Annotated in this window: 29 protein-coding genes and 1 other RNA gene; 17 read left to right on the top strand and 13 right to left on the bottom strand. The window is 72.2% G+C overall.

The annotated features are described in order from the left end of the window. Positions 1 to 41 precede the first annotated feature (41 nt). The 5 genes from EDD33_RS11705 to EDD33_RS11685 all read left to right on the top strand — a co-directional run bounded on the left by EDD33_RS11705 (position 42) and on the right by EDD33_RS11685 (position 2,569). Complete coding sequence (locus EDD33_RS11705; protein WP_123391024.1) at positions 42 to 221, top strand: hypothetical protein; 180 nt, start codon at positions 42 to 44, stop codon at positions 219 to 221. After that, complete coding sequence (locus EDD33_RS11700) at positions 193 to 624, top strand: TadE/TadG family type IV pilus assembly protein (protein WP_246003481.1); 432 nt, start codon at positions 193 to 195, stop codon at positions 622 to 624. Before EDD33_RS11705 ends, EDD33_RS11700 begins: the two co-directional genes overlap by 29 nt. Beyond that, positions 621 to 1,058, top strand: coding sequence for a hypothetical protein (locus tag EDD33_RS11695; RefSeq protein WP_123391022.1), 438 nt, complete (start codon positions 621 to 623; stop codon positions 1,056 to 1,058). Before EDD33_RS11700 ends, EDD33_RS11695 begins: the two co-directional genes overlap by 4 nt. Then, positions 1,055 to 1,489 carry a pilus assembly protein TadG-related protein gene (locus EDD33_RS11690; RefSeq protein WP_246003480.1) on the top strand — a complete coding sequence of 145 codons (435 nt, stop codon included), beginning with the start codon at positions 1,055 to 1,057 and terminating at the stop codon, positions 1,487 to 1,489. The genes EDD33_RS11695 and EDD33_RS11690 overlap by 4 nt, the downstream gene beginning before the upstream one ends. A gap of 141 nt (positions 1,490 to 1,630) precedes the next feature. After that, positions 1,631 to 2,569, top strand: coding sequence for an alpha/beta hydrolase fold domain-containing protein (locus EDD33_RS11685; protein WP_123391021.1), 939 nt, complete (start codon positions 1,631 to 1,633; stop codon positions 2,567 to 2,569). Here EDD33_RS11685 and EDD33_RS11680 read toward each other — a convergent pair. The 6 genes from EDD33_RS11680 to EDD33_RS11655 all read right to left on the bottom strand — a co-directional run bounded on the left by EDD33_RS11680 (position 2,566) and on the right by EDD33_RS11655 (position 6,668). Beyond that, positions 2,566 to 2,748, bottom strand: a complete 183-nt coding sequence (locus EDD33_RS11680; protein WP_246003479.1) for a DUF1059 domain-containing protein — start codon at positions 2,746 to 2,748, stop codon at positions 2,566 to 2,568. The two genes, EDD33_RS11685 and EDD33_RS11680, sit on opposite strands and share 4 nt — an antisense overlap. Continuing rightward, positions 2,745 to 3,623 (bottom strand): sensor histidine kinase, encoded by an 879-nt coding sequence (locus tag EDD33_RS11675; RefSeq protein WP_123391019.1) that lies wholly within the window; start codon positions 3,621 to 3,623, stop codon positions 2,745 to 2,747. The genes EDD33_RS11680 and EDD33_RS11675 overlap by 4 nt, the downstream gene beginning before the upstream one ends. Positions 3,624 to 3,781: 158 nt before the next feature. Next, entirely contained in the window at positions 3,782 to 4,510 is a 729-nt protein-coding gene (locus EDD33_RS11670; protein ID WP_123391017.1) for an anti-sigma factor, read from the bottom strand. After that, a complete protein-coding gene (locus EDD33_RS11665) occupies positions 4,491 to 5,075 on the bottom strand; it encodes an RNA polymerase sigma factor (RefSeq protein ID WP_056543844.1) in 585 nt (194 codons plus the stop codon). The genes EDD33_RS11670 and EDD33_RS11665 overlap by 20 nt, the downstream gene beginning before the upstream one ends. Positions 5,076 to 5,121: 46 nt before the next feature. Continuing rightward, positions 5,122 to 5,763: a fasciclin domain-containing protein gene (locus EDD33_RS11660; protein ID WP_056543841.1), complete on the bottom strand. Its 642-nt coding sequence runs from the start codon at positions 5,761 to 5,763 to the stop codon at positions 5,122 to 5,124. A 104-nt stretch (positions 5,764 to 5,867) separates the two neighbouring features. Beyond that, on the bottom strand, positions 5,868 to 6,668 hold the full coding sequence (locus tag EDD33_RS11655; RefSeq protein WP_123391016.1) for an SDR family oxidoreductase: 801 nt from the start codon (positions 6,666 to 6,668) through the stop codon (positions 5,868 to 5,870). Positions 6,669 to 6,782: 114 nt separating this feature from the next. Between EDD33_RS11655 and EDD33_RS11650 the strand changes: the two genes are divergently transcribed. Next, complete coding sequence (locus tag EDD33_RS11650; RefSeq protein WP_123391014.1) at positions 6,783 to 7,058, top strand: hypothetical protein; 276 nt, start codon at positions 6,783 to 6,785, stop codon at positions 7,056 to 7,058. 11 nt (positions 7,059 to 7,069) lie between these two features. After that, entirely contained in the window at positions 7,070 to 8,188 is a 1,119-nt protein-coding gene (gene prfB, locus EDD33_RS11645) for a peptide chain release factor 2 (protein WP_056543832.1), read from the top strand. 11 nt (positions 8,189 to 8,199) lie between these two features. Here prfB and EDD33_RS11640 read toward each other — a convergent pair whose 3' ends face one another. Together EDD33_RS11640 and EDD33_RS11635 are read right to left on the bottom strand one after the other, a co-directional pair. Beyond that, a complete protein-coding gene (locus tag EDD33_RS11640; RefSeq protein ID WP_056543828.1) occupies positions 8,200 to 8,412 on the bottom strand; it encodes a hypothetical protein in 213 nt (70 codons plus the stop codon). Positions 8,413 to 8,423: 11 nt separating this feature from the next. Beyond that, on the bottom strand, positions 8,424 to 9,311 hold the full coding sequence (locus EDD33_RS11635; RefSeq protein ID WP_148077064.1) for a hypothetical protein: 888 nt from the start codon (positions 9,309 to 9,311) through the stop codon (positions 8,424 to 8,426). A 132-nt stretch (positions 9,312 to 9,443) separates the two neighbouring features. On the opposite strand from EDD33_RS11635, the gene EDD33_RS20025 reads away from it, so the two are divergent. Both EDD33_RS20025 and EDD33_RS20020 read left to right on the top strand, forming a co-directional pair. Continuing rightward, the gene (locus tag EDD33_RS20025) at positions 9,444 to 9,887 is read left to right on the top strand and encodes a MarR family winged helix-turn-helix transcriptional regulator (RefSeq protein WP_170169795.1); all 444 of its coding nucleotides are present in this window, start codon (positions 9,444 to 9,446) and stop codon (positions 9,885 to 9,887) included. Then, on the top strand, positions 9,884 to 10,393 hold the full coding sequence (locus tag EDD33_RS20020) for a DUF2306 domain-containing protein (protein WP_170169794.1): 510 nt from the start codon (positions 9,884 to 9,886) through the stop codon (positions 10,391 to 10,393). The genes EDD33_RS20025 and EDD33_RS20020 overlap by 4 nt, the downstream gene beginning before the upstream one ends. Here the strand turns inward: EDD33_RS20020 and EDD33_RS11625 are convergent. The 4 genes from EDD33_RS11625 to EDD33_RS11610 are packed head-to-tail and all read right to left on the bottom strand — an operon-like array spanning position 10,390 to position 13,054. Further along, positions 10,390 to 10,713 carry a hypothetical protein gene (locus EDD33_RS11625; RefSeq protein WP_056543814.1) on the bottom strand — a complete coding sequence of 108 codons (324 nt, stop codon included), beginning with the start codon at positions 10,711 to 10,713 and terminating at the stop codon, positions 10,390 to 10,392. The genes EDD33_RS20020 and EDD33_RS11625 overlap by 4 nt on opposite strands. A 52-nt stretch (positions 10,714 to 10,765) precedes the next feature. Next, the gene (locus EDD33_RS11620; RefSeq protein WP_211332523.1) at positions 10,766 to 11,341 is read right to left on the bottom strand and encodes an antibiotic biosynthesis monooxygenase; all 576 of its coding nucleotides are present in this window, start codon (positions 11,339 to 11,341) and stop codon (positions 10,766 to 10,768) included. Beyond that, positions 11,338 to 12,399: an NADP-dependent oxidoreductase gene (locus EDD33_RS11615; protein ID WP_123391010.1), complete on the bottom strand. Its 1,062-nt coding sequence runs from the start codon at positions 12,397 to 12,399 to the stop codon at positions 11,338 to 11,340. Before EDD33_RS11615 ends, EDD33_RS11620 begins: the two co-directional genes overlap by 4 nt. A gap of 31 nt (positions 12,400 to 12,430) precedes the next feature. Beyond that, positions 12,431 to 13,054: a hypothetical protein gene (locus EDD33_RS11610; protein ID WP_123391008.1), complete on the bottom strand. Its 624-nt coding sequence runs from the start codon at positions 13,052 to 13,054 to the stop codon at positions 12,431 to 12,433. A gap of 94 nt (positions 13,055 to 13,148) precedes the next feature. Here EDD33_RS11610 and ftsE point away from each other — a divergent pair, with 94 nt between their 5' ends. The 7 genes from ftsE (at position 13,149) to ssrA (ending at position 18,939) form a co-directional block, all read left to right on the top strand. After that, positions 13,149 to 13,838: a cell division ATP-binding protein FtsE gene (ftsE, locus tag EDD33_RS11605; protein WP_123391006.1), complete on the top strand. Its 690-nt coding sequence runs from the start codon at positions 13,149 to 13,151 to the stop codon at positions 13,836 to 13,838. A 10-nt stretch (positions 13,839 to 13,848) separates the two neighbouring features. Beyond that, a complete protein-coding gene (ftsX, locus tag EDD33_RS11600) occupies positions 13,849 to 14,766 on the top strand; it encodes a permease-like cell division protein FtsX (RefSeq protein WP_123391004.1) in 918 nt (305 codons plus the stop codon). A gap of 52 nt (positions 14,767 to 14,818) precedes the next feature. After that, positions 14,819 to 16,054, top strand: coding sequence for a M23 family metallopeptidase (locus tag EDD33_RS11595; protein WP_148077063.1), 1,236 nt, complete (start codon positions 14,819 to 14,821; stop codon positions 16,052 to 16,054). 45 nt (positions 16,055 to 16,099) lie between these two features. After that, the gene (gene smpB / locus EDD33_RS11590; RefSeq protein ID WP_123391000.1) at positions 16,100 to 16,576 is read left to right on the top strand and encodes an SsrA-binding protein SmpB; all 477 of its coding nucleotides are present in this window, start codon (positions 16,100 to 16,102) and stop codon (positions 16,574 to 16,576) included. A 41-nt stretch (positions 16,577 to 16,617) separates the two neighbouring features. Beyond that, positions 16,618 to 17,487 (top strand): trypsin-like serine protease, encoded by an 870-nt coding sequence (locus EDD33_RS11585; RefSeq protein WP_211332522.1) that lies wholly within the window; start codon positions 16,618 to 16,620, stop codon positions 17,485 to 17,487. Positions 17,488 to 17,524: 37 nt separating this feature from the next. Next, positions 17,525 to 18,454, top strand: a complete 930-nt coding sequence (locus EDD33_RS11580) for an amidohydrolase family protein (protein WP_123390998.1) — start codon at positions 17,525 to 17,527, stop codon at positions 18,452 to 18,454. Between the two features lie 115 nt (positions 18,455 to 18,569). Next, positions 18,570 to 18,939, top strand: a transfer-messenger RNA (tmRNA) gene (ssrA, locus tag EDD33_RS11575). A 216-nt stretch (positions 18,940 to 19,155) separates the two neighbouring features. Here ssrA and EDD33_RS11570 read toward each other — a convergent pair. Next, positions 19,156 to 20,312, bottom strand: a protein-coding gene (locus tag EDD33_RS11570) for an IS3 family transposase (RefSeq protein ID WP_246003478.1) whose coding sequence is annotated in 2 segments (ribosomal slippage) — positions 19,156 to 20,061 and positions 20,064 to 20,312 — 1,155 coding nt in all. Because the reading frame shifts where the segments join, the coding sequence is not laid out codon by codon here. On the opposite strand from EDD33_RS11570, the gene EDD33_RS11565 reads away from it, so the two are divergent. Beyond that, positions 20,214 to 21,158: an IS481 family transposase gene (locus EDD33_RS11565; RefSeq protein ID WP_246003669.1), complete on the top strand. Its 945-nt coding sequence runs from the start codon at positions 20,214 to 20,216 to the stop codon at positions 21,156 to 21,158. The genes EDD33_RS11570 and EDD33_RS11565 overlap by 99 nt on opposite strands. Positions 21,159 to 21,259: the final 101 nt, after the last annotated feature.

The raw sequence follows: 21,259 nt of genomic DNA, 5'->3' as shown, positions 1-21,259 counted from the left end.
CCCCCGTCTTCTGGCCGAGAACCCCACCACCTGGAGGAACCGTGCGACACCTTCCCTCACCCCTGCAGCGGCTGCGCCACCCGCGCGACGAGCGCGGCGACGTGCCCGGCTGGGTCCTGATCACCGTGATGACCGCCGGTCTGGTCGCCGGCCTCTGGGCCATCGCCGGCTCGCAGCTGGGCGCGATGCTGCGTGAAGCGCTCGCCTCGGTCTCGGGCTGAGCCCGACCGGTGGCGCCGCGACGAGGCCGGCGCCGCCGTCGTCGACTTCGTCCTGGTCAGCATGGTGCTCGTGCCGCTCGTCCTGGGCCTCGTCCAGGTCGGGCTGGTGCTGCACGTGCGCAACACCCTGACCGCCGCCGCGACGGAGGGTGCCCGCTACGGCGCGACCCTCGACCGGGGTCCGGCCGACGGCGTGGCCCGCACCCGCCAGCAGGTGCGGGGCGCGATCGCCGACCGGTTCGCGCGCGACGTTTCCGCGCGTCGTACGACGACCGGGGGAGTGCCGACCGTCGAGGTCCGGGTGCGGGCCGTCGTGCCTCCGCTCGGGTTGTGGGGCCCGGGCGTCTCGCTCGACGTCGAGGGCCACGGGGTGCAGGAGCCGCTGCTGCAGGACCAGCCGTGACGGCGCACGACGAGGAGGGGACCGCGGTGATCGAGTTCGTCTGGCTCGCGATCCTGCTGCTGGTGCCGCTGCTCTACGTCGTGCTGACCGTCTTCGAGACCCAGCGCGCGGCGTACGCCGCCTCGGCCGCGGCCCGTTCGGCCGGTCGCGCGTTCGTGACCTCGCCCGACCAGGCCTCGGCGTACTCCCGTGCCCAGGCAGCCGCCCGCCTGGCGTACGCCGACCAGGGCCTCACCGACGCGCCGCGGGTGGAGATCACCTGCCGGCCGGTACCCCGCGACTGCCTCACCCCCGGGTCGGTGGTCCGCGCGGAGGTCCGCTCCTCGGTCGACCTGCCGCTGCTGCCGGCGGTGTTCGGGTCGCAGACGCCGGCGATCCGGCTGCAGGCCGACCACCAGGCGCCGTACGGCACCTTCCGCGAGGAGCGGCCGTGAGCCGGCCCCGCGACGAGCACGGGTCGATGACGCCGCTCATCATCGGCTTCACGGTCGTGGTCGCGCTGGTGGTGGCCGTGGTCGTCGACGCGTCCGCGGCGTACCTCCGGCGCCAGGGCCTCAACGCCACCGCCGACGCCGCGGCCCTCGCGGCCACCGACGGGCTGCAGGGCGAGCAGGTCTACACGCAAGGCCTGGGTCGGCGGGCCGAGATCGACCCGCAGGCGGCCCGGCAGTACGTCGCCACCTACCTCGCCGCCAGCGGCGCGTCGCAGCGCTTCCCCGGCCTGTCCCACTCGGTGCGCACCACCGGTGACACCGTGATCGTCAGTCTCGCCGCCCCGACCGACCTGCCGCTGCGTGTGCCTGGCGTGGGCGAGCAGGTCCGGATCACCGGCCAGGCCGCCTCGGTCGTCGTGGTCTCCGACTGACGCCGCACCCACACCCGAACGACGATCAGTTCAGCACCCTGCGCCGACGCCCAGGCGGGGACCCACACCCGGCGACCGCGAACTGATCGTCGGCCGGGTGCGGCTCGACCGCACCTCACCGGACCGTGGGAGCCTGCGCCCATGAGCTGGCAGATGCGGGGCGTGGGACTGGTGCTGCGGGTGACCCGGAAGCCGCGGATGGCGACCGTGGGCCGAGCCCGGAAGCGGCTCGCCGAGCCCAAGGCCGATCCGTCGCCGCCGAAGCGGTTCCGGGACCGCCACGACGTGCACGAGGCCGAGGTGGGTGGGTTCCGGGTCTACTACGTGGAGCCGGAGCGCGTGCCGGCGAGCACGGTGGTCTACCTGCACGGCGGCACCTACCTGTCCGAGATCGCCCCGCAGCACTGGGCGTTGGTCTCGGCGGCGGTCGACGCCGGCTGCCGCGTCGTGGTGCCCCTCTACGGCCTCGCGCCCGACCACACCTGCGACGACGCCTACGCCTTCCTGGTCGGGCTCTGCCGCGACCTGGCCGCCGATCCGGGTGCGCTCGGGAGACCGTGGCAGTCGCGACCGTCTCCCGAGTCCCACCAGGACGTGCCGGTCGGCGCCGGGGGAGGACTGGTGCTGGCGGGCGACTCCGCCGGCGGCGGGCTGGCGTTGGGGCTGGCGCAGGTGCTGCGCGACGAGGGCGTCGGAGTCGCGCGGCTGGTGCTGGTCGCGCCGTGGGTCGACGCCACGCTGACCAACCCCGACATCGACCGCGTCGACGACCCCTGGCTCTCGACGCCGGGCGCGCGCGAGGTGGCCCGGGTGTGGATGGGTGGCGGCGACCTCCGCGACCCGCGGGTCAGCCCCCTGCTCGGTCGGCTCGACGGGCTGCCGCCGATGACGGTGTGGATCGGCACCCGCGACTCGCTCCACCCGGACACGCTGCTGCTGGTCGAGCGCTGCCGCGAGGTGGGTACGCCGGTGACGCTGCACGAGGTGCCGGGTGCGGTCCACGTGCACCCGCTGACCCCCACCCCCGAGGGCCGGACCGGCACCCGCGAGGTCGTCGCCGCGCTGGTGGGGAGCCGCTAGGCCGGTGCCTGCACGATCTTGCCGTCCACGGCCGCGAGCATCTCGGGCGTGATCTCGGCGATGCCGTGGTCGGCGGCCGCGTGACGGGCGACCTCCTCGAGCAGCAGGCTCTTGTCGGTGTTCTCGAAGCTGGCGGCGCAGCCGGGCATGACGTCGCCACAGGCGAGGCGGAAGATCATCGGAGGGTCCTCGGTTCGGGGGAGGGGAGACGCACCCAGAACACGGCGCGCTCGGAGTCCTGCTCGAGCCCGACGGTGCCGCCGAGGGCGACACTGAGGGCGCGGGCGAGGTAGAGACCGGTGGAGACGCCGGTGGCGTCGTCGTTGCGGTCGAAGGGCTCGAACAGCGCGTGCAGGGTGCGGGCGGGGATCGGCTCACCGGTCCGGACGACGCGCAGCTCGACCCACATCCCGGTGTCGCGGACCTGGAGCTCGCGCCGCGTGGGCCGGGGGGCCATCGCCGCGGCCGCCCACAGGTCGCGCACGACCCGGGCGGCCAGGCCAGGATCGGTGTCGACCCGGGCGTCGAGGTCGCCGCTCGGCGCAGCCTCGCCGTCGGGCACCAGCGCGAGGGCCGAGACCGCGCGGCGGGTCACCCGCAGCCGCCCCAGTGACGCGGCGGCGAGGTACTCCACCTCCTGGGTGCGCTCGGCCAGCAGCGCGAGCGCGGCGCCGAGCTTGCCGACCGTCGAGGCGGTCATGTCCTCGGGGAGGTCGCCGTCGGCGAGGATGTCGGTCCAGCCCTGGGCGACCGCGAGCGGCGTACGGATCTCGTGGGCGAACGCGGCCAGGAAGCGGTCGCGCTGCTGGGCCAGGGTCGGGTCGGGCCGGTTGGCGAGGCCGGCGGCGCCGGCGTCGGTGAACAGCCGCACCCACCGGTGGACCACGGCCGGCTCCAGGCCCGCGCCCCGGGCGACGCCGGCCACGGAGGCACCGCCGAGCACCTGCAGGACGCAGTCCAGCCGGCCGTCGGCGGGGGCGCCCCGCCCCGGTGCGCCGTCGACCGGGGCCCCGTCGTCGGTCGCCTGGGGGCTCGCCGTCCGTGCTGCCGTCATCGCTGCTCTCTCCCGCCTCTCGTCGCCGGCCGAGCGTGGCACCCCCCACGTGCCCGAGGTGGGTGAACCGGCAACCGGATGGGGGTGGACTAGAGCGTCTCGAAACGCCAGGCATGGCCGTGCGCGAGCGGGGTAGGGCCGGTCAGCCCGTACGCCTCTCAGACGTCGCCCAGTCGTCCTCGCGCCAGGGACCGCCCGGAGTGGGCCGGGTCGCCGTCGTCCTCGAGCGAGACGTCGACCGTGGTGTAGCCCTCGCGCAGCAGTGCGCCGGGGAGCGGGAAGGTGCCGCTCTCGCCGCCGCCGAGCGTGCCCAGCGAGACCAGGCCCCGGCCGTCGTCGTGCAGCAGCCACACCTCGTGCCACCCGGCCTCGTCGCCGAGGTCGGCGGCGGAGATCCGCAGCGCCAGCGCGCCGTCGGCGCGCACCACCTGGGCCCGGCCCCGGGACGCATCACCGTCGACGGTGGTGAGGTCGGCCCGCGCGACGACCTGGTCCTGAGCCCGCGGCGGGTCGGGCGCGAGGGTCCGCCCGTACGCCAGCCCGGCGCCGGCGGCCAGCACGAGCGCGGCCGCGCCGGCGAGCAGCCGGAGCGCCCCCCGTCGCCGTGGGTGGTGCCGTCGCGGGGCGGTCGACCCCGGCGCCGGCGCGGCGGGCGGTGCGTCGTCGGCGGCGATCTCGCGCTCCACGGAGCGCCACACGCCCGGGCCGACCGGCGGGGCGGAGGCGGGGGTCGCCCGTGCCCGGCGGACGACGGCCTGCAGCGCCTCGACCTCGGTGGCGCAGTGCGCACAGGACTCGGCGTGGCTCCAGGCCGACGGCGGCAGCTCCGTCTCGTGGTCGCCGAGCGCGACGGCCGCCAGGTCGTCGTCATCGAGGTGCGTCGTCATGGCTCACCGCCAACCGGTCGCGCAGCTGGAGCAGTCCCCGGCGGACGTGGCTCTTGACCGTGCCAAGCGGCAGGCCGAGCCGGCGGCTGATCTCGGCGTGGGTCTGGTCCTCGAGGAAGGCCAGCCGCACGACGGTCTGCCGCGGTTCGGGGAGGGCGCCGAGGGCCTCCTCCATGGTGAGCGCCTCGAGGAACTGCTCGGTGCCGAGGACCTCGACCCGGTCGGCCTCCAGCACGTCCTCCTCGGACGCCATCCGGGCCAGGCGGCGGGACTCGCGGGACCGGTCGGCGAAGCGGTCGGCGATGCGGTGCCGGCAGATGCCGACCAGCCACGCGGGCAGGGCGGTGTCGGAGGGGCGCAGGGTCTCGCGCGAGCGCCACGCCGAGACGAAGACCAGCTGGGTGACCTCGTCGGCCTCGTGGGGGTCGCGCAGCGCCTGCCACGCCAACGAGTGGACGAGCGGCGACCACCGGTCGAACAGCTCCTCGAGCGCGTCGTGGCGACCGTCCCGGAGTGCTGTCGCCAGGTCCACCACGGCGCTGCCGCGCAGTCCGCTCCCGGTCATCGACCCAGGGTAGCGATCGCGCGGCAGCGCGCGTGGTGGTCCGGACTCACAGGTCGGCGGGGCGGAGGACCCGGTTGACGGCGTGCGCGATCTGCTTGTTGCCGCGGTTGAGGTCGAAGCGGACGATGCGCGGGTTGTAGGCGTTCGGGTCGCGGTCCAGGAGCACGACGCGTCGCGGGCTGCGGCGTACGTCCACCGTGACGGTCGGGCCGGCGGCGGTCGTCAGCCGGGCGCCGTCCGAGGCCAGCGCCGCGCGACGGTCGATCGTGCTCCCCGGCACCACGTGGTAGAGCAGCACCTGCTCGACCGTGTCGATGCCGAGACCGGCCACGGCCTCGAAGACGTGCCGCTCGCTGCGGACCCACTTCCCGGTCAGCGCGTGGACCAACCGACGGAAGGCGCGGTCGGTCGGCACGAACGCGGTCAGCGGCTGCGACCCGTCGGCCAGGACACCGACAGCGCTGTCCGGCTTGGCCTCGAGCACGGCCAGCACGGCCTCGGTCGTGACGTCGTAGTCATGGGCGTTGCGGTCGAAGCGGTTGCCGTCCGACGTGAGCACGGTGGCGAGGCTGCGGTTGCCGGAGGGCGCCGCGGCGGTGGCCTGGGTCGTGGCGGAGGCGGGCGAGAGGCCCGTGGCCAGCAGGGCGACCGCGACCGTCCCTGCTGCCCGGGTGAGGAGCTTGCTCATGTCGGAGGTTCCTTTCGACGTCAGGTGCCCGGTGGCTCCCTGTCCTGACGTCTCTTCCGACTCCGCACCCCCCGTGGATGCACGCGCGGTCGTCGCCGTCCGCCTCAGTGACCGGCCAGGTTCTTGTTGACCGCGCGGGTCAGCCAGGCGGGGGAGAAGCGCGAGCCGAGGGCCATCGCGCGGGTCTGGGCCCCGACCGTGAAGTGCACCTGCTTGGCCAGGCGGCGCGGGAGCGGCGGGTCGATGGCGCCGACGATCGCGTCGGCGACGTCCTGGGGGCCGAGCTTGATGCCGAGCCGGTCGGTGGTGCCGGTCTTGATGTCGTCGGTCATCGCGGTCTGCACGTAGAGCGGCCAGATCGCGGCGACGCGGATGCCGTGGCGCTTCCACTCGATGTCGAGCGCCTCGGTGAGACCGCGGACGAAGAACTTGGTCGCGCTGTAGTTCGCGATCTCGGCCTGGCCGTAGATCGCCGAGGCCGAGGCCAGGTTGACCGCCACCGAGCCGGGCGTCGCCTTGAGGTGCGCGAACGCGGCGTGCAGGCCGTTGACGACGCCCTTGGTGTTGATGTCGATCTCGCGGTGCTGCTTGGCCACGTCGATCTCCTCGAAGCGGCCCGCCAGCAGGATGCCGGCGTTGTTGACGATCGCGTCGAGCCGCCCGGTCTCGGCGACGAACCCGTCGACCCGCTCGGCGAACTCCGCGGCGTCGGTGACGTCGAGGTGGCCGGTGAGGATGCGTCCCGGGAGCCGGCCGGCCTCGTCGGCGAGGGTCGCCAGCCCGGTCTCGTCGAGGTCGAAGGCGCCGACCGTCCAGCCGTTGCCGGCCAGGGTCAGGGCGGTACGACGGCCGATGCCGGCGGCGGCTCCGGTGATGACGACGGTGCGGGCGGGGCGTGCGCTCACGATGTGACTCCTCGGTAGGTTGCCCTTGTCCTACCCCCTCGCAGGCGGCCGGCAACGTGAGTCCCGTCTCGTGGACAGTCGTACACGTGTTCGAATCGGTGTCATGATGGTCCGGTGCGAGGCGGCTACGGATCGGGCGACCACGGCACGCTGGCCGAGCGGGTCGCGGGTCGGGGTGACCCGGGGCCCGCGGCGGTGCCCGACCCGCCCGTCCCGCACACCCCGGCCCGGCACTGCCGCGTCGACGGCGAGCCCAGCCTGCTCGTGGAGTGGTGCCGCACCGAGCGCGGCTGGGAGGGGCGGGTCGTCTCGGTGGTCTGGGTCGACGCCGTCGGCTGGGCCACCGTCGCCCGCTGGCTCCCCGCGGCCGACATCGAACCCGTCCCGTAGCCTGTCGGACTGTGGCAGCCACCGACTTCGACTCCGAGATCAAGCAGCTCCAGGCGACGATGAAGACCATCGGCTCCGTCCTGGACGTCGACGAGATGCGCCGCGAGATCAAGGACCTCGGCGAGCAGGTCGCCGCCCCCGACCTGTGGGACGACCAGGCCAACGCCCAGAAGGTCACCGGCAAGCTCAGCCACCTCCAGGGCACGCTCGACCGCTTCGAGAGCCTGTCCAGCCGCATCGAGGACCTCGGCGTCCTCGTCGAGCTCGGTCAGGAGGAGGGTGACGCCGACTCGATGGCCGAGGCCGAGGCCGAGCTGCTCAAGCTCCACAAGTCCGTCGAGGCGCTCGAGGTCCGCACCCTGCTCAACGGGGAGTACGACGTCCGCGAGGCGCTCGTGACGATCCGCTCCGGCGCCGGCGGCGTGGACGCGGCCGACTTCGCCGAGATGCTGATGCGGATGTACACCCGCTGGGCCGAGCGCCAGAAGTACAACGTCGAGGTCTTCGACACCTCCTACGCCGAGGAGGCGGGCCTGAAGAGCGCCACCTTCGCCGTGCACGCGCCGTACGCCTACGGCCACCTCTCCGTCGAGGCCGGCACCCACCGGCTGGTGCGGATCAGCCCCTTCGACAACCAGGGCCGTCGCCAGACCTCCTTCGCCGCCGTCGAGGTGGTGCCGGTGCTCGAGCAGACCGACGAGATCGACATCCCCGACGAGGACATCCGCGTCGACGTCTACCGCTCCAGCGGCCCCGGCGGCCAGTCGGTCAACACCACCGACTCCGCCGTCCGGCTGACCCACATCCCGACCGGCACCGTCGTGTCCTGCCAGAACGAGAAGTCGCAGCTGCAGAACAAGGCCAGCGCGATGGTCATCCTCAAGGCCAAGATCCTGGCGCTGAAGAAGGCCGAGGAACGGGCCCACCTCGACTCGCTGCGCGGCGACGTGCAGGCGAGCTGGGGCGACCAGATGCGCAACTACGTGCTGAACCCCTACCAGATGGTCAAGGACCTGCGGACGGAGTTCGAGGTCGGCAACCCCCAGGCCGTCTTCGACGGCGACATCGACGGCTTCCTCGAGGCCGGCATCCGCTGGCGCCGGGGCGCCGAGCAGGCCGAGAACAGCTGAGGCGCCACCGCTCAGCGGGGGTCGCGCTCCCGACGCAGCTGCTGCCGGTAGGCGCGCGCCGCGCCGCCGGCCATCGCGCTCATCACGGCCGTGGCCAGCACCAGCACCCCGTCCAGCTCGATCAGCCCCACCGCGTCCAGGACGATCGCGGTCACCGGCACCAGCAGCCAGCCGAACGCGATCCAGGCGTAGTCCTGGCGGCTCGGCCGCTCTCGGGTCGCCATGCTTTCCTCCGTCATCGCACGCGTCGGATCACGTAGATGACGAAGTAGAGCACCTGCCGCACCAGCCAGCGCTTGGTCGCTCCGGGCAGGACCTTCCACGCCCAGTAGCCGACCGGGCCCACCAGGCAGGATGCGATGGCATTGAGCACGTAGTCCCGCTTGGACGACGCCCGTCCCTTGTAGATGTCGATGAGGGCTGTCGACGCGATGCCCGAGAGGGCGCCAGCCGCGCACTGTCGGGCGGCGGCGGCGATCACGACCGCCCACACCGGGTCGGCGGTGACCGGGTAGGCCACGTCGGCGGCGGCGTCGTGGTCGACGACCTGGCGCAGGGTGGTGCCATCGACCTCGAAGTGGGTCGGCACCGGCGTGCCCTCGGCGTCGACGGCCCACGCGGGTGCGGCGGTGGCCAGGGGCGTCCCCTCGGAGTCCAGGGCCGTGACGGAACCGGTCGGGCTCAGCTGCAGCCGGTCGGTGTCCCCGGTCACCGGGAAGTCGAAGGTCGTGGTGGCCGACTCGTCCTGGATCAGCACCAGGGCCCGGGCGCCCGTCGCAACCGGCTGCACCGCCACCGAGGTGCCGTCGGAGGCACCGTCGTAGAGGGTCGTCACGCCGTCGTCGAGGGTGCTGCCGCCGCCCGTGGCGGGCAGACCAAAACCGAACCTCTCGACTGACGCGGCGATGCGCACGTCCTCGTCACCGGTCAGCGGTTCGAGTACGAGATCGCTCGGAACCGCCTCGTCGGCACCCATCTCGCGCAGGGCTTGGTCGATGGTGGTCTGCTCGGGGGCCGGCAGGTCGCTGGCCGCGGAAGCGGGCAGCTGGGTCGTCGCCAGCGCCACCGATGCCGACAGCAGCACCAGTACGGCGCGCGCAGAAGTTGTCGTGAACAAGGTCATGTCATCCCCCCGGGTCTCAATATGTGGACGGGACAGTAGCGGCCAGACTCGTATCTGGCCAGCCCCTGATGTGGTGCGACGTTCATAAGGCGCGACCTTGATATAGCAAGTTGCGAACGCAAGTATGTAGTCATGAGCCCGTACGACGCCGAGCCCGCCCACCAGCTTCACGTGCTGGTCAGCCGGCTGGACCGCAACGCCGACCAGCGGCTGCGCGAGTCGACCGACCTGACCTACCAGAAGTTCCTGGCGCTGCTGACCGTCCGCCGGCTGGGGGAGGCGGGGCCGGTGACCCAGCGGGCGCTGGCCGACGCCGTCGGGCTGACCGAGGCGGGCGCGAGCCGGCTGGTCGGGTCCCTGCGCGACGCCGGCTGGACCGACGTACGCCAGGAGCCGGGGACCGGCAACCGCCGCAGCCTGGTGCTCACCGGGCCCGGGTCCGACCAGGTGGACCTCGCGCTGCAGCTGCTGGAGGGGTCGTTCGCGCGGCTGCTGAAGGCGGCCGACGTCGAGCCCGACGAGCTCGCCGGCCCGGTCGGACGCCTGCTCGCCGCCATGGACGGGGGCCCCCGGTGAACGCCGGCTGGACGCTGCTGGTCGGCACCCACGCCTTCGCCGCCACGGTCGCGCTGGTGCTGGGCGGGGTGCAGCTGTTCCGGCCGACCAAGGGCGACCGGCTGCACCGGCTCGCGGGTCGGGTGTGGGTGGTGCTGATGGTCTACGTGGCGGTAACGTCGTTCTGGATCCGCGACATCCGTGCGGGCCAGCTGAGCTGGCTGCACGTCCTGTCCACGGTGACGCTGGTGACCGTCACGCTCGGCATCGTCCACGCCTGGCGCGGCAACGTCGAGGCCCACCGACGCAACATGCGCGGCAGCTGGTTCGGCCTGGTCGGCGCGGGGGTCGGGGCCAGTGCGGTGCCCGACCGCCTGCTGCCGCAGCTCGTGGTCACCTCGCCCGGAGGGGCGCTGCTGGCGCTGCTCGCGGTGCTCGCCACGACGGTGCTGGTGCTGGGGCTGGCGCGGGTCGTGCCCGAGCCGCGGCCCGTCGTACGCCGTCCAGAGCGGCAGCGAGCCGCCTAGCCGTCGAGCGCCTTCTCGAGCTCGGCCTTGCTCATGCCCGAGCGGCCCTCGACGTTCTTCTTGCGCGCCTCCTCGTAGAGCTGGGCCTTGGTGCGCCCGCCCTCGCCGGAGTGCGAGCGCAGCCCGCCTCGACGGCCCGAGGAGATGTCCTCGGTCGAGGTCCGGCTGGCCTCCTCGGACTCACCGGCGCGGGCACGCTCCTTGTTCACGGTGCGGGCCGCGATCTCCTCGGCGGTGGACTCGTCCTTGCCGCGCTCCTCGAGTCCCTCCTTGATGTGCTCGTACTGACGCTCGCGCTTGTCGCTCCAGGCCTTCGGCACGACGGCTCCTCTCGCAGGTGTCACTCGCAGGGTCCGCCCTCGCGGTACCCCGTCAGCGGTGCAACCACCACTCGAACCGCTTGGTCATCCACGGCAGCAGGGCGTAGGTCATGATCGGCGTCGCGACGAGGGTGGTCAGGAAGGTGCGCACCACCAGGGCCAGCTCGAGGCCGGTGGCGCTGAGCAGCGAGCCGAGCACCAGCGACAACGGGAAGAAGGCCAGCCAGATGACGGTGGCCTGCTTCCACCGCGGCGGGGCGGGGGCGGCGGGTCGGAGGTCCTCGACGTCGCGGGACGCCGGCTCCTCGAACCACCCCTCGATGCCCGTACGCCGCTCCACCCGCGACTCGCCGACGAGACCCTGCGCGGAGCCGAGCCACCAGGCCCGCTGCGGCGAGGACTCCCACGCCTCCAGCGAGGCGTGGTCGGCGAACCGGTAGAGCATGTGCCAGGCGTCCGACCCGGGGGCGGATCGCACCCAGCCGGTGCCGAGGAAGCCCTCGAACCGCTCGGCCAACGATGACCCGGCCCGCACCCACGCCACCATCTGGGCGGCGTTCTCAGGGGCGACGTGGCGCACGATCGAGACGGTCACCGCCCCGTTGAGGGCGCCGGCGACCTCGCTCACCGGGTCGGGTCCTCGCTGACCTGCACCACGAGCTTGCCGAAGTTCTTGCCGGTCAGCAGCCCGCGGAACGCCTCGGGGGCCGACTCCAGGCCCTGCACGACGTCCTCGCGGTAGCGCACGGTGCCGTCCGCGACCCAGCCCGACATCTCGCGCACGAAGTCGCGACCGTGGGAGGCGGTGAACTCGTTCTGGATGAAGCCGCGGACGGTGAGGCTCTTGCGCAGCACCAGGCCCATGAACCCGGGGAGCCGGTCGGGGCCCTCGGGGGCGGACGTGGCGTTGTAGGAGGAGACCAGCCCGCAGACCGGGATCCGGGCGTAGGTGTTGACGTGGCGCAGCACCTCGCGGGTGACCGGACCACCGACGTTCTCGAAGTAGACGTCGATCCCGTCGGGCACGGCCGCCGCCAGCTCGGCGGCGAAGTCGGGGGAGCGGTGGTCCAGCGCGACGTCGAAGCCGAACTCCTCGGTCAGGGCCGCGCGCTTGGCCTCGCCGCCGGCGATGCCGACCGAGCGGGCGCCGCGCGCCTGGGCGACCTGGCCGACGGCCGAGCCGACGGGCCCGGTGGCAGCGGCCACGACCACCGTCTCGCCGGCCTGCGGCTTGCCGATCTCCAGCAGCCCGGCGTACGCCGTGAAGCCGGGCATCCCGAGCACGCCCAGCGCGGTCGAGATCGGGGCGCGCGACGGGTCGAGCCGGCGCAGGCCGGTGCCGTCGCTGATGGCGTGGGTCTGCCAGCCGGAGTAGGACAGCGCGACGTCGCCGGCCGACCACTCGGGGTGGCGCGACTCCTCGACGACCACGACGGTGCCGCCCTCCATGACGTCGCCGACCGCGACCGGGGCGGCGTACGACGGGGCGTCGCTCATCCGACCGCGCATGTAGGGGTCGAGCGAGAGGTAGACGACCCGCAGCAGCAGCTGCCCGTCCGCCAGCGCCGGCAGGTCGACCGGGCCGATGTCGTAGGTGTCGTCCCCGGGCTCGCCGACGGGGCGCTGCGCGAGCCGCACCTGCGTGGAGCGGACGGGGGACGGGGTGGTCTGGTCGGAGGAGGTCATCTCCCCAGGATGCCCCCTGGGCGGGGCCCGGTCAGGACGCGGTGTCGAGGGAGTTGACGAGCGTCACACACCACTGCTCGGCCCGCTCGTCCTCGACCTCGGGGCCGGCGAGCTCGCAGGTCAGCCAGGTCTGGCCGAACAGGCCTGCGTGACGGACCCGGCGGCCCGCGTCGGTCTCGCACTCCTGCAGCAGCGACGGTGACCCGAAGCCTGGACCCTGCGGCGTCTCGCAGCCCCGCTCCCGCCCCGCCTGCCGTACGACGCCGCGCGCCAGCGCGGGCGTGACGGGCCGGGCGAACACCCACGCCCGGGCGGTCACCTCGCCGCGGGTCCACGCGCAGCCCAGCTCCTGCACCACCTGGGGCGTCGCGGACCCCGACGCCCCCGGAGCGGTCAGGTCGAGCTCGTCCCCGTTGCCCCACGAGGCACCGTCCTGGGCCGGTCCGCCCAGCGCCGCGGCGACGTCGGCCTTCGGCACGACCGAGCAGAACGCGATCCGCGGCAGCTCCACCGAGGCCGTCCCCAGGTCGGAGATCGGGGTGGGCGAGGGCTCGGGCGCGGACTCCGGCGACCCCGACGAGCAGGCCGCGGCGAGCAGCAGCGCCAGCACGAGGAGCGCGCCCCCGGCGGCGCGACGGGCCGAGGAAGCGCACATGCGGGCAACCGTAGGGCCCAGGACTTAGCGTTACCAGCGGTCGGACGCAGCGTCTGCGTGCCCCTGACATCCCCGACACCGGCCCACCCCCGCCGTGATCAGATTCGAGAACGTCACCGCCACCTACCCGGGCCACCGCGCCCGGGCGCTGGACCGCGTCAACGCCATCATCGACGAGGGCGAGTTCGTCTTCCTCGTCGGCGAGTCGGGGTCGGGCAAGTCCACCTTCCTGCGCCTGGTGCTGCGCGAGATCCGCGCCACCCAGGGCGAGGTCTGGGTCGACGGCCGCGAGCTGGGACGGATGCGGGGCTTCCGGGTGCCCCGGCTGCGGCGCGACGTCGGCACCGTGTTCCAGGACTTCCGGCTGCTGCCCAACAAGACCGTGGCCCAGAACGTCGCCTTCGCCCTGCAGGTCATCGGCAAGCCCAAGGCGCAGATCAACCGTCTGGTGCCCGAGACGCTCGAGCTGGTCGGCCTGGACGGCAAGGGCCGCCGGATGCCCGACGAGCTGTCGGGCGGCGAGCAGCAGCGCGTGGCCATCGCCCGTGCCTTCGTCAACCGGCCCAAGATCCTCATCGCCGACGAGCCCACCGGCAACCTCGACCCGGCGACCAGCATCGGCATCATGAAGCTGCTGGACCGCATCAACCGCACCGGCACCACGGTGCTGATGGCCACCCACGACGTGGAGATCGTCGACCAGATGCGCAAGCGCGTCATCGAGCTCGACGGCGGCTCGGTCGTGCGCGACCAGCTGCGCGGCGTCTACGGCCACACCTACTAGGAGTCCGCTCGTGCACCTCCGCTACGTCTTCTCCGAGACCCGCACCGGCCTGCGCCGCAACGTGTCGATGTCGATCGCGCTCGTCGTGACGATCTTCGTCTCGCTCACCCTGGTCGGGATGGGGCTGCTGCTGAACTCCCAGGCCGACAAGGCCGAGCGGTTCTGGGGCTCCAAGCTCCAGATCACCGTGTTCATGTGCAACCAGAACAGCCAGGTCCCGACCTGCGAGGGCGAGGTGACGCCCGAGCAGAAGGCCGCGATCGAGCAGGTGGTGAAGACCAACCCCGAGGTGGCGTCGTACTACCTGCAGACCAAGGCCGAGGCGTTCGAGACCTGGAAGCGCGTCTACCTCTCGCAGGACAAGTCCGAGCAGGAGATCTACTCCACGGTCACGGCCAAGGACATGCAGGAGTCCTACTGGGTCAAGCTCAAGGACCCCAACGAGTTCCAGGGCATCTCCCAGGCGCTCTCGGACCAGCAGGGCGTCGCCGCGGTGCGCGACCTGCGGCAGGTGCTCAAGCCGATCTACTTCTGGATGGAGGTCATGAAGTGGGGGGCGATCGCGGTCGCCGGGTTCCTGCTGCTGGCCGCGATCATGCAGGTCGGCAACACGATCCGGATGGCGGCGTACGCCCGGCGCAAGGAGATCGGCATCATGCGGCTGGTGGGGGCCTCGCGGCTCTACATCTCGCTGCCGTTCCTCATCGAGACCCTGGTCGCCGCCCTGATCGGGGTGGGGCTGGCGGCCGGCACGCTCCTGGTCTTCATGTACGTCGTGATCTACGGGATGCTCCGGCCCACCTCCAACATCGTGGAGTGGGTCGACTGGCAGGACTCCTTCCTGGCCATCGGCGGCGTGGCGGCGCTCGGACTGGCGCTCACGCTGCTGCCGACACTCGTGATGACCCGCAAATACCTCAAGGTCTGAGCCCGGTCGGTTACGGTCACCGGGCCTACTTCCCCAAAGATCGGCAAACCCGGTGTCTCGTCCTCTTCCCCGGACGGCCCTCACCGCGATCCTGGCCCTGTCCAGCCTCGCCGTGACCGTCCCGCTGGCCTCGGCCGACGACCTCCGCGACCGCGAACGCGACGCCAAGGGGAGCGTCCGGGCGGCCCAGGACGACCTCCAGGAGTCCTCGGACGAGCTCTCCGCGGCGGCCCGCAAGCTCCAGGCCGCGCGCGAGCGCCTCGGCGGCGCGCAGCGCCGGCTCGAGACGGCCCAGTCCCAGCTCGGCGAGGCCCGGCGGCTCGACCAGGAGATGCAGGCCCAGCTCGAGGCCGCCGAGATCCGGCTCGAGCGGGCCCAGGCGGCCCTGGAGCAGGCCCGCGAGCGCGTACGCCGGCAGCGGGCCGACATCGGCCGGCTGGCCGCCAACATGTACGTCAACGGCGACCCGCAGCTGATGGGCCTCGCGGTGGTGCTCAACAGCCAGGACCCCGCCGAGGCCACCAGCCAGCTCAACACCGTCGACTCCCTGATGAGCCGGCAGGACAACACCCTCGACGTGCTGCGCGAGGCCCGCGCCGCGATGGTGGCGGAGGAGCGGAAGGTCGAGGCGGCCCGCGCGGTCGTCGCCGAGCAGCGCGCCGCCGCGGCCGACAACCTCTCCCGGCGCCAGGACCTCGAGCAGCAGGCCGCCTCCGCCCGCACCGAGGTGGCCACCCTGGTCAAGGGCCGCGCCGCCGCCACCGCCGAGGCCCAGCAGGCGCGCGTCGCCGACGCGGCCCAGCTGCGCGCGGCCGAGCAGCAGGCCCGCAAGATCCGGCAGCTCATTCTGGCCCGTGCCGCCCGCCAGCGCGGCGGCTTCAGCGGCGACGCGGCCAGCTTCCTGCAGCGACCCGTGCCCGGGGGCGTGACCTCGCCGTACGGCTACCGGGTGCACCCGATCTACGGCTACTACGGCCTGCACGACGGCACCGACTTCTCCGCCTCCTGCGGCACCGCCAACGTCGCCGCCGGCACCGGCACCGTGATCTCGCGGGCCTGGTCCGACGTCTACGGCAACCGGCTCTACCTCGACCTCGGCCAGGTCAACGGCCAGAACCTCACGGTCGTCTACAACCACCTCAGCTCCTACGCCGTGAGCACCGGGCAGCAGGTCACCCGCGGCCAGCTCGTCGGCTACTCCGGCTCGACCGGCTGGTCGACCGGCTGCCACCTGCACTTCAGCGCGCTGCTCGACGGCAACCCCGTCGACCCGATGCGCTACCTCTGACCCACGCCGCAGCGCCCCGCTGGTCCGACCTGGGAGGATGGTCGGATGGTCAAGGAGCAGGGTCACAAGCTCGTGGCGCAGAACCGCAAGGCGCGCTACGACTACCACATCGACGACACCCTCGAGGCGGGCCTCGTGCTCGTCGGCACGGAGGTCAAGTCGCTGCGGGCCGGCCGCGCCACCCTGGTCGACGGGTTCGCCGAGGTCGACCACGGCGAGGCCTACCTCCACGGCGTCCACATCCCGGAGTACACCCAGGGCACCTGGACCAACCACGAGCCGCGCCGCGTCCGCAAGCTGCTGCTGCACCGCGCCGAGATCGACAAGCTGGAGCGGCGGGTCAACGAGCGCGGCTACACGCTGATCCCGCTGTCGCTCTACTTCAAGGACGGCCGGGCCAAGGTCGAGCTGGCGCTCGCGCGCGGCAAGAAGTCCTACGACAAGCGCCACGCGATCGCCGCCCGCCAGGCCGACCGCGACGCCCGCGAGGCGGTGGGTCGGCGACTGAAGGGCATGGGGTGAAAACGCCCACGCGGGTCTGAACGTTCTGGTTCGCTACGCCCATGCGAACCCAGCTGCGCCGCCGTGCCGCCGCCGTCCTGACCGCCCTGGTGGCCGCCTCCGCCGCTGCCGTGGCCTCGCCCGGTGGCACCGCCCAGGCGAGCACCAACGGCACCGCCGACGGTGCGGCCCACCCCGCCACCGGCCTGCTGGTGCTCTACTCCGAGGGCTTCCGGGTCCGCTGCAGCGGCACCCTGGTCACGCCGACCGTCGTGCTGAGCGCCGCGCACTGCTTCGACGACGCCGCCGGCGAGGTCGCGGTCACCTTCGACTCCGTCGTCGCCGAGGAGCCGCCGCTGCCGATCCCGGCCGCCGCCGACACCGCCGCCGGCTACACCGACGCCGAGCTGGAGGCCGCCGGCCTGCGCAGCGGGACTCCCGTCTCGCACCCGCAGTACTCCGGGTTCACCGACCTGAACAGCTGGAACGACGTGGCCGTGGTCGTCCTCGACGAGCCCGTCACCGACATCGCCCCGGCCCCCCTGGCCCCGATCGGCAGCCTCGACACCATCGTCAAGAGCCAGCTGTCCTCGACCGTCTTCCGTGCCGTGGGCTACGGCTCGGAGGTGCGCAAGCCGCTCGTGGGCCCGCAGAAGGCCACGCCGATGACCTTCCCGCTGCTGCGCCGCACGGTCGACATGCCCGGCCAGAAGCTGACCCCGCAGGTGCTCCAGACCAACGGCACCTCCACCAGCGACGAGCTCGGCGAGACCTGCGTCGGCGACTCCGGCGGGCCGGTCTACTTCGGCGGCGCGATCGCGGCCGTCACCAGCTACAGCAACGGCAGCGGCGACAAGTGCCGCTCGGTCCAGGGCTTCCAGCGCGTGGACGTCGCGGTGGCGCGCACCTGGCTGGCCTGGTTCGGCGTCTGAGCGACCCGCCCCCGCGGGACCTGGCACCCTCGGTCCCGTGACCGCGCTCTTCGCCCCCGACGAGCCCGAGGTCGCGCCCGTGTGGCGCGCCCTCGGGCTCCCGGGGCTCTTCGACGTCCACGTCCACTTCCTGCCGCAGTCGATCCAGGACAAGGTGTGGGCGGTCTTCGACCAGGCAGGGCCCAAGATCGGGCGCGACTGGCCGATCCGCTACCGGGAGGCCCACGCCCACCGGGTCGCCCAGCTGCGTGCCTTCGGCGTACGCCGCTTCTCGGCGCTGCCCTACGCCCACCGCCCGGGCGTCGCGACCTGGCTCAACGACTGGGCGCGCGACTTCGCCGCCGAGGTCGAGGAGTGCCTGTGGTCGGCGACCTTCTACCCCGAGGAGGGCGTGGCCGACTACGTCCGCGCGTCGATCGAGGCGGGTGTGGAGGTGTTCAAGCTGCACACCCAGGTGGGCGAGTTCGCCCTCGACGACCCGCTCCTGGACGAGGCGTGGGGCCTGGTCGAGGACGCGGGGGTCCCCGTGGTGACCCACGTGGGGTCGGGCCCGGTCGGCAACGCGTTCACCGGGCCGGCGTACCTCCGACGGCTGCTGGAGCGGCACCCGCGGCTGCCGGTCGTGGTGGCCCACATGGGCGCCCCGGAGTACGCCGAGTTCCTCGCGCTCGCCGAGACCCACGAGCACGTGCGGCTGGACACCACGATGGTGTTCACCGACTTCTTCGACGGCGACGCGCCCTACCCCGACGACCTGCTCCCGCGGCTGGCGGACCTCGGCGACAAGGTGCTGCTGGGCAGCGACTTCCCGACCATCCCCTACCCCTACCGCGAGCAGCTCGACGGGCTGCTGGCGCTGGGGGAGCGTCACCCGGGGCTGGGGGAGGACTGGCTGCGCCGGGTGCTGTGGCACAACGGGGCCGAGCTGTTCGGGGCGCCGGCCACGCCGCCGGGCACCAGCGCCTGACGCCGTCGGGGCGCACGTCGCGGTCGGGGGGCGAGGTCGAGCCCGTCGGGACCACCGCCCCGCGGGAATGCCGATGTCGGACCGCGCGGTTACACTGGTGCTGCACAACTCAAGAGGGGCTGATTGGTTTCGACTGGGGTCGTTAGTCCCAGGAGAAGCGGGTCGAGAAGCCAACGTCATCTCGTAAACGTCCGTTGGAAACCACAAGTGCCGACTCCAATCGCACTGACTTCGAACTCGCTGCCTGAGCAGTGATCGGAGCGTCAGACCGGGCATCTGCCCTCGTCCCGGACCCTGACGTCATCTAGAGGGCTTGCTGATCGACTCCTGTCAGGAGGGTCGATCGGGACTTTTTCCTGACTGGGCCCGTCGGCGACCTGTTCGTGGGAGCGCCGGGGCCGAGAAAAGCGACATCACGAACTGCACCCGGAGAAGACCTGGCACGGCGCTCTAGGACGCGGGTTCGATTCCCGCCAGCTCCACCATGGGGTCTTCGCAGAATCAACGCGAAGTCTTCGCAGAATCACCAACAGGACAGCCCTCTTGACCAGAGCCGTCACGGCACCACGCCGGGGCGGCTCTGGTGCGTCCAGCCCTGGTGACGTCTAGGGTGCCGGGGTGATCACGGGTGAGCTCAAGGGTCAGGTCGATCGTGTCTGGGACGCGTTCGGGTCTGCTGCACGAACGGGTGACAGTTTTGGTTAGGCCGCCTGGGTGGCGGTTGGAGTCATGATCAGCTCGTATTCGACCGGGGTCAATCGCCCGAGAGCAGCCTGTCTCCGGCGCCGGTGGTAGGTCCTCTCGATCCACCTGACGATCGCGATCCTCAGCTCTTCACGGGTGGCCCAGGGGTGGCGGTCGAGGACGTTCTTCTGCAGCAGCGAGAAGAAGCTCTCCATGGCTGCGTTGTCGCCGGCTGCGCCGACGCGGCCCATCGAGCCGACCATGTCGTGGCGGTTGAGCGCGTGGACGAACTTGCGGCTTCGAAATTGCGATCCTCGGTCGGTGTGCAGGACACAACCGGCCACCTTGCCGCGGCGAGCGACTGCGTCGTTCAGCGCAGCGACCGCGAGCCGGGACTTCATCCGTGAGTCGATCGAGTAGCCGACGATGCGGTTGGAGCAGACGTCCTTGATCGCGCAGACGTAGAGCTTGCCCTCCCCGGTCCAGTGCTCGGTGATGTCGGCCAGCCACAGCTCGTTCGGGCCGGTGGCGGTGAACTCGTGGCGGATCCTGCCTTGGTCGTCGACCACGGCGCAGCGGTCGTCGTGCACCGGCGGGCCCGGCTTCTTCCCGTTCCTGCCGCGCTTCTTCCCGAACGCCGACCACCAACCGAGGTCGGAGCAGATCCGCCACGCGGTCCGCTCGGCCATCGGCTCACCTGCGCCGCGGGCTTCGTCGAGGAGGAACCGGTAGCCGAACTCGGGGTCGTCGCGGTGGGCGTCGAACAACGCGTTCGCCCGGTAGGCCGCGGTCAGCTCGGCATCGGTGACCGGATTGACCAGCCAGCGGTAGTAGGGCTGGCGAGCGATCTTCAGCACCCGGCACGTCACCGCGACGGGGACCCCATCGGCGGCCAGCTCGCGGACGAGCGGGTACATCATTTTCCCGGCAGGTTGGCCTGAGAGAGATACGCAGCGGCGCGGCGCAGAACCTCGTTCTCTTGCTCGAGGAGCCTGATTCGCTTGTTCGCTTCGCGCAGCGCGTCGGACTCCACGGGCGCTCGGCCGGCTGAGGATGGGCGGGCAGACTTCTTGTCATCGATCGTGACCCAGCGCTTCAGGCACGACGGCGAGATGCCGAAGTCCTTGGCGACCTGGGCCAGCGACGCATCCGAGTCCCGGTAGACCCGGATCACGTCCTCGCGGAACTCTCTGGGGAACGCCTTCGGCATAGTGCACATCCTTCCAGCGCCGACACACATCGACGCAGATCAGATGTCACCTATCCGTGCAGCAGACCCCAGATCATCGAGCTCCGCCTGCGTGAACGCCTCGGTCCCGACGAGATCGGTCATCGCCTCGGGGTGTGCCCGCGGACGGTCACGCGGGTGATCGCACGGCACCACCTGCCTCGCCTGGCATTGCTGGACCCGATCACCGGCGAGCAGGTCCGGGCCAGCAGAGCCACCACGGTGCGCTACGAACGCGAGCGGCCCGGCGCGCTGGTCCACATGGATGTCAAGAAGCTCGGCCGCATCCCTGACGGCGGTGGTTGGAAAGCACACGGGCGTCAGGTCGGCAGCACCCGCCGGCGCCGCGACACCGTAGTGGGCTTCGACTACGTCCACTCACTCATCGACGACCACTCCCGCCTGGCCTACTCCGAGATCTTGGCCAACGAACAAGGCCTCACCTGCGCTGGCTTCCTCGAACGCGCCCTGGCCTACTTCGCCGCCCACGGCATCGACACCGTCGAGCAGTTGATGACCGACAACGCCTGGGCCTACCGCTACTCCCTGCGCGAGCTCTGCGCCGCCCGCGGCATCCGCCAGATCTTCATCCGACCCCACTGCCCCTGGCAGAACGGCAAGGTCGAACGCCTCAACCGCACCCTGCTCAGCGAATGGGCCTACCGCCGTGTCTTCCTCAGCAACGACGAGCGCAGCGCTGCCCTTGCGCCCTGGCTCGAGCACTACAACACTCAACGCCGCCACAGCGCACTCGGCGGACACCCACCCATCAACCGACTGCTACCAACGTGATGTCCAGGTACAGCTAGCAGCGCTCCCCTCCAGCGACCGCGCCCGCACCGTTCCGTCGACGCATCTGATCGCTCACTGAGTGGTGTAGGTCAGCGCACTGA

Origin of the sequence: Nocardioides aurantiacus, assembly GCF_003752505.1 — a bacterium.
Taxonomy (GTDB): domain Bacteria; phylum Actinomycetota; class Actinomycetes; order Propionibacteriales; family Nocardioidaceae; genus Marmoricola; species Marmoricola aurantiacus.
The sequence above is the reverse complement of the archived record's forward strand: the minus strand, read 5'-3'. Positions and strand labels throughout refer to the sequence as shown.

Excerpts from the sequence above, each read along its gene's own strand:
- EDD33_RS11685 (WP_123391021.1), top strand. The coding sequence starts at position 1,631 with ATGAGCTGGCAGATGCGGGGCGTGGGACTGGTGCTGCGGGTGACCCGG.
- EDD33_RS11680 (WP_246003479.1), bottom strand. The coding sequence starts at position 2,748 with ATGATCTTCCGCCTCGCCTGTGGCGACGTCATGCCCGGCTGCGCCGCC.
- EDD33_RS11675 (WP_123391019.1), bottom strand. The coding sequence starts at position 3,623 with ATGACGGCAGCACGGACGGCGAGCCCCCAGGCGACCGACGACGGGGCC.
- EDD33_RS11670 (WP_123391017.1), bottom strand. The coding sequence starts at position 4,510 with ATGACGACGCACCTCGATGACGACGACCTGGCGGCCGTCGCGCTCGGC.
- EDD33_RS11665 (WP_056543844.1), bottom strand. The coding sequence starts at position 5,075 with ATGACCGGGAGCGGACTGCGCGGCAGCGCCGTGGTGGACCTGGCGACA.
- EDD33_RS11660 (WP_056543841.1), bottom strand. The coding sequence starts at position 5,763 with ATGAGCAAGCTCCTCACCCGGGCAGCAGGGACGGTCGCGGTCGCCCTG.
- EDD33_RS11640 (WP_056543828.1), bottom strand. The coding sequence starts at position 8,412 with ATGGCGACCCGAGAGCGGCCGAGCCGCCAGGACTACGCCTGGATCGCG.
- EDD33_RS11635 (WP_148077064.1), bottom strand. The coding sequence starts at position 9,311 with ATGACCTTGTTCACGACAACTTCTGCGCGCGCCGTACTGGTGCTGCTG.
- EDD33_RS20025 (WP_170169795.1), top strand. The coding sequence starts at position 9,444 with ATGAGCCCGTACGACGCCGAGCCCGCCCACCAGCTTCACGTGCTGGTC.
- EDD33_RS11615 (WP_123391010.1), bottom strand. The coding sequence starts at position 12,399 with ATGACCTCCTCCGACCAGACCACCCCGTCCCCCGTCCGCTCCACGCAG.
- EDD33_RS11610 (WP_123391008.1), bottom strand. The coding sequence starts at position 13,054 with ATGTGCGCTTCCTCGGCCCGTCGCGCCGCCGGGGGCGCGCTCCTCGTG.
- smpB (WP_123391000.1), top strand. The coding sequence starts at position 16,100 with ATGGTCAAGGAGCAGGGTCACAAGCTCGTGGCGCAGAACCGCAAGGCG.
- EDD33_RS11585 (WP_211332522.1), top strand. The coding sequence starts at position 16,618 with ATGCGAACCCAGCTGCGCCGCCGTGCCGCCGCCGTCCTGACCGCCCTG.